Origin of the sequence: Tahibacter caeni, from assembly GCF_024609805.1 — a bacterium.
GTDB classification, from domain to species: domain Bacteria; phylum Pseudomonadota; class Gammaproteobacteria; order Xanthomonadales; family Rhodanobacteraceae; genus Tahibacter; species Tahibacter caeni.
This window is the reverse complement of record NZ_JANFVR010000355.1, coordinates 1-4,574: the sequence shown is the minus strand read 5'-3', so window position 1 is coordinate 4,574 and position 4,574 is coordinate 1. Positions and strand designations below refer to the sequence as shown.

At 68.7% G+C, this 4,574-nt stretch carries 4 protein-coding genes; all 4 read right to left on the bottom strand.

The annotated features are described in order from the left end of the window. On the bottom strand, window positions 1–309 hold a 309-nt coding region (locus tag NON22_RS20625; RefSeq protein WP_306673932.1), incomplete at its 3' end, for a biotin/lipoyl-containing protein. A 6-nt stretch (window positions 310–315) separates the two neighbouring features. Further along, window positions 316–3,156, bottom strand: coding sequence for a 2-oxoglutarate dehydrogenase E1 component (locus NON22_RS20620; protein WP_257388862.1), 2,841 nt, complete (start codon window positions 3,154–3,156; stop codon window positions 316–318). 162 nt (window positions 3,157–3,318) lie between these two features. Continuing rightward, complete coding sequence (locus NON22_RS20615; RefSeq protein ID WP_257388861.1) at window positions 3,319–4,281, bottom strand: GNAT family N-acetyltransferase; 963 nt, start codon at window positions 4,279–4,281, stop codon at window positions 3,319–3,321. After that, window positions 4,278–4,574: winged helix domain-containing protein (locus NON22_RS20610; RefSeq protein WP_343231952.1), on the bottom strand; the 297-nt coding region annotated here is incomplete at its 5' end. The genes NON22_RS20615 and NON22_RS20610, both read right to left, overlap by 4 nt.

Here is a 4,574-nt window from a genome sequence, read left to right as displayed (position 1 = left end):
GGCGGGAGCGGCGGCCTTCGGTGCTTCGGCGGCCGGGGCGCTGGCGGCGGCCGGCGCCGCGGCGGCGACGGCGCCTTCCTCGATCACGGCGATGACTTCCTGCGAGTTCACCGTGTCGCCGCTCTGGCGGCGGATTTCCTTGAGCACGCCGTCGGCCGGAGCCGGCACTTCGAGAACGACCTTGTCGGTTTCCAGATCGACCAGGTTTTCGTCGCGCTTGACCGCGTCGCCGGCCTTCTTGTGCCAGGTCGCGATGGTCGCGTCGGAAACGGATTCGGGCAGGACCGGGACTTTGACTTCGATGGTCATTTCTTCTTACTCCGAGGCGTGATCAGTGCCGATCGGCGCGACCAGCGCCTGCTCGACCAGGGCCGCCTGTTCGGCGACGTGGGTATTGTGATGGCCGCAGGCCGGCGCCGGCGAGCGCGCGCGGCCGGCGTAGCTGAGGCTGTGTTCGGCGCCGAGGCAGGCGCGCAGGTGGTGCTGGATCTGGTACCAGGCGCCCTGGTTCATCGGTTCTTCCTGGCACCAGACGACTTCCTTGGCCGTCGGGTACCTGGCCAGCTCCGCCTTGACCTCGCTGCGCGGGAACGGATAGAGCTGTTCCACGCGCACGATCGCGACGTCGCCGACGCCGCGCTTCTCGCATTCGTCGACGAGATCGAAATAGACCTTGCCCGAGCAGAGCACGACGCGGCGCACGGTCTGGCCGGCCTTGGCCGTGGAGTCGCCGATGACGAGCTGGAAGCGGCCGCCGGCGAGGTCCTCGAGCGAGGATACGGCGAGCTTGTGACGCAGCAGCGACTTCGGCGTCATGACCACGAGCGGCTTGCGGCAGTCGCGCACGAGCTGGCGGCGGATCATGTGGAAGGCCTGCGCCGGCGTCGTCGGCACGCAGACCTGCATGTTGTTCAGCGCGCAGAGCTGCAGGAAACGTTCCAGGCGCGCCGAGGAATGCTCGGGGCCCTGGCCTTCGTAGCCGTGCGGCAGGAACAGCGCGAGGCTCGACAGGCGGCCCCACTTGGCCTCGCCCGAGCTGATGAACTGGTCGATGACGACCTGGGCGCCGTTGGCGAAGTCGCCGAACTGGCCTTCCCAGATCACGAGCGTGTTCGGCTCGGACGTCGTGAAGCCGTATTCGAAGGCCATGACGGCTTCTTCGCTGAGCACCGAGTCGATGACTTCGACATTGGCGCCGGCGCGCAGGTGGGCCAGCGGCAGGTAGGTGCCGTCGGTCTTCTGGTCGTGCAGCACCGCATGACGGTGGAAGAACGTGCCGCGGCCGACGTCCTGGCCGACGACGCGCAGGTCGTGGCCTTCGGCGATCAGGGTCGCGTAGGCGAGGTTCTCGGCGAAGCCCCAGTCCAGCGGCTGCTGGCCCGCGGCCATCTTGGCGCGGTCCTCGTAGATCTTGGCCACGCGAGGATGCAGCACGAGCTCGGCCGGCAGGTTCAGCAGGCTCTGGCTCAGCGCGACGAGCTTGTCCTTGGCCACGCCGGTGTCGTACGGCGCGTCGAGGCGGCCGTCGATGAACTTGGACCAGTCCAGCGCGTAGGGGTCCTTGAAATCCGGATCGAGCTCGGCGACCGGCTGGCCGGCCTCGAGCTTCTTGCGGTAGCCGTCGACGAGGGCCTGCGCGTCGCCGTCCTTGATGATGCCGGCGGCGAGCAGGCGCTGCGCGTAGAGCTCGCGCGGCGTCTGGCGCGCACGGATGATCTGGTACATGACCGGCTGGGTCGCGGCCGGCTCGTCGGCTTCGTTGTGGCCGTGGCGGCGGTAGCAGACGAGGTCGATGACGACGTCGCGCTTGAATTTCTGGCGGTAGTCGAAGGCCAGGCGCGCGACGAACAGCACGGCTTCGGGATCGTCGCCGTTCACGTGGAACACCGGCGCGTTGACCATCTTGGCCACGTCGGTGCAGTAGTACGTGCTGCGCGCGTCCTGCGGGTTGGACGTCGTGAAGCCGACCTGGTTGTTGATGACGATGTGCACCGTGCCGCCGACCGCGAAACCGCGCGCCTGCGACATGTTGAACAGCTCCATGACCACGCCCTGGCCGGCGAAGGCCGCGTCGCCGTGGATCAGCACCGGCATGACCTGGCCTCGCTCCGTGTCGCCGCGGCGTGTCTGCCGCGCGCGCACCGAGCCGGCCACGACCGGATCGACGATTTCCAGGTGCGAGGGATTGAAGGCCAGGGCCAGGTGCACCGTATGGCCGGTCGTCTTGATGTCGGCCGAGAAGCCCATGTGGTACTTCACGTCGCCGGAATGGGCCGGATCGTCCGGATGGTCGAACTTGCCCTCGAACTCGGCGAACAGCTTCTGCGGGGCCTTGCCCAGGGTGTTCACGAGCACGTTCAGGCGGCCGCGGTGGGCCATGCCGATGACCATGTCCTTGACGCCGTCGGCGCCGCTCTGGCGCACGAGCTCGTCGACGAGCGGGATCAGGCTGTCGCCGCCTTCGAGCGAGAAGCGCTTCTGGCCGACGTACTTCGTGTGGAGATAGCGTTCGAGGCCTTCGGCGGCGGTCAGGCGCTCGAGCACGCGGCGCTTGTCGTCGGCACCGAGGCCGAAGTTGCCGCCGGCCTTTTCGAGCTGCTCGTGCACCCAGCGCCGCTGCACCGAGTCGCTGATGTGCATGAACTCGGCGCCGATCGTGTTGGCGTAGGTGGCCTTCAGCAGCGCAACGAGGTCGCGCAGCTTCAGGCGCTGCGGGCCGGCCAGCGAGCCGGTGTTGAATTCGGTGTCGAGGTCGCCGTTGTCGAGGCCGTGGAAGCCGAGCTCCAGGTCCGGCGCCGGCAGCTTCTCGGCGAGATCCAGCGGATCCAGCGAGGCGGCGAGATGGCCGCGCGAACGGTAGGCGGTCACGAGCTTGAGGACGGCGGCCTGCTTCTGCGCCTGGGCGTCGTTGACCGGCGCGGCGGCGGCCGTCGCCGCGCCGCGGCCGTTGAGTTTCTGCGCTGCGGCGATGCGCGCGATCGCGTCGGAATGCGGCCGGTCGCCGCGGCCCTTGAAGCCGTCGAAGTAACGCTGCCACTCGGGCGAGACCGTCGTCGGATCGCGCAGCCACGATTCGTAGAGGTCTTCGATGAACGCGGCGTTGCCGCCGGATAGCTGGGAAGTCTCGCTGAAGAACTGGATCAGGTTCGCGCTCACGTCGGGGATCACCGGAGTGTGGTGCTGGCTGCACGTCGGAAGGGCTCGATCGGGCTCGATCGAAACCCGCGGATTATACGCTCATCGTGTTGCGACGCGACAAGGCGACGTTGGTCATAAGTGCGGAGATTTCGGCCGGTTTTCGCCGTTCGCGCCGGTCCGCTACAGGTGCAGTTCACGCAGGCCCGGCGGCGGCAGCGAACGCTCCCAGACCTGATTGAAGTATTCGCGCAGCTGCGCCTGGCGGCCCGGGGCGTAGGTCTTGGCCTCGCCCTCGAAACGGCTGCCGAGCGGACGGAAGTAATAGCCGCGACGGTCCGTGATCAGGAAGGCCGACGCGTACTGCTGGTCTTCCTCGATCTCGGGCGTGCGGAACTGGAACACGCTGGGCAGGCGGTGGGCCAGATGGATCAGGCGGTGGCCGTCGGCGACGATCGCGGCCGGCGACTGCACGATGACGCGGATCAGCGCGCCGCGGCCGGCCGTGCCCAGGCGCTTGAATTCCTCGAGCACGGCTTCCTGCTCGTACAGCGCCGGATCGAGGTCGCGCGTGTACACGCAGAGCTCGCGCTTGGCCGTGCGCAGCAGCTCGAGCACGGCGGCTGTGGCCTGCTCGCGGTTCTCGATCGCGAAGGTTTGCGGTTCGGGCGTTTCGTCGAGCTGGCTGCCGGGACGGTAGCTCGCATCCGGCGGCGCAAGCTCCAGGCGCATCCGGCGGTGCGGGATGTCGCACTCGATGAATTCGTCGCCGTAGGGCTCGAAGCCGAAGCGCTGATAGAACGGAATCGCATAGCTCTGCGCGTGCATCTCCAGCGCCGGACGGTGCTGCGCGCGCGCGCGTTCGATCAGCGCGCGCATGATCGCCGCGCCGACCCGGCGGCCGCGCCAGCTGTCGAGCACGGCCATGCGGCCGATCTTGTCCTCGGGCGTGAGCCGACCCGTGCCGATCGGACGGCCGTCGTTGTCGCGCGCGATCACGTGGATCGAGCGCGCGTCGAGTTCGTCCCATTCCTCATCCTCGGGAATGTTCTGGCCGAGGATGAACACCTCGGTGCGCACGAACTTCAGGTCGGCCTGGTCGACGATCCAGTCGGCCGGCTCGACGCGGAAACGGTCCTCGATCATCGGCGGCTCCGGCGTTGGGGACGGGTGAGCACGAGCTGTCCCGCCTGCAGCAGCGCGAGCAGCACGGCCTTGTCGCCGGCGGCGAGCGTGTCGACGTCGGCGCCGGCGATCTGGCGCTGCTCGCAGATCAGACGGGCGAACGCGGCCGAACAGATGTGGCTGGCGCCGGCCACATACAAGGTCGCGCCCCGGCCGCGACGGATCCAGGCCGTGCGCGCCCAGGGGAAGCGCACGAGGCCGGCGCCCTTGGCCAGCGCCGCGTCGAGCTCGGCCGCCGTGGTCGCGCGCGGCGG